Source organism: Pseudomonas sp. PS02303 (genome assembly GCF_029959925.1).
In the GTDB taxonomy this organism is placed as follows: domain Bacteria; phylum Pseudomonadota; class Gammaproteobacteria; order Pseudomonadales; family Pseudomonadaceae; genus Aquipseudomonas; species Aquipseudomonas mandelii.
In genome coordinates this window covers 1-264 of the sequence record NZ_JASCOM010000587.1, presented here as the reverse complement: position 1 = coordinate 264, position 264 = coordinate 1, and the positions used below count along the sequence as shown (strand labels likewise).

At 66.7% G+C, this 264-nt stretch carries 1 protein-coding gene; it reads left to right on the top strand.

The features are described 5' to 3' along the window. On the top strand, positions 1 to 264 hold a 264-nt coding region (locus tag QMX98_RS34980), incomplete at both ends, for an aldehyde dehydrogenase family protein (RefSeq protein ID WP_282412111.1).

The window sequence follows — 264 nt, the reverse complement described above, 5'->3', positions numbered from 1 at the left end:
TCCCGCTGGCCGCCGACCATTTCCGCTACTTCGCCGGTTGCATCCGCGCCCAGGAAGGCAGCGCCGCCGAGATCGATGGCAACACCGTGGCCTATCACATCCACGAACCGCTGGGCGTGGTCGGGCAAATCATCCCCTGGAACTTCCCGATCCTGATGGCCGCCTGGAAACTCGCCCCGGCCCTGGCCGCCGGTAACTGCGTGGTGCTCAAGCCTGCCGAGCAAACCCCGCTGGGCATCACCGTGCTGATGGAGCTGATCGGCG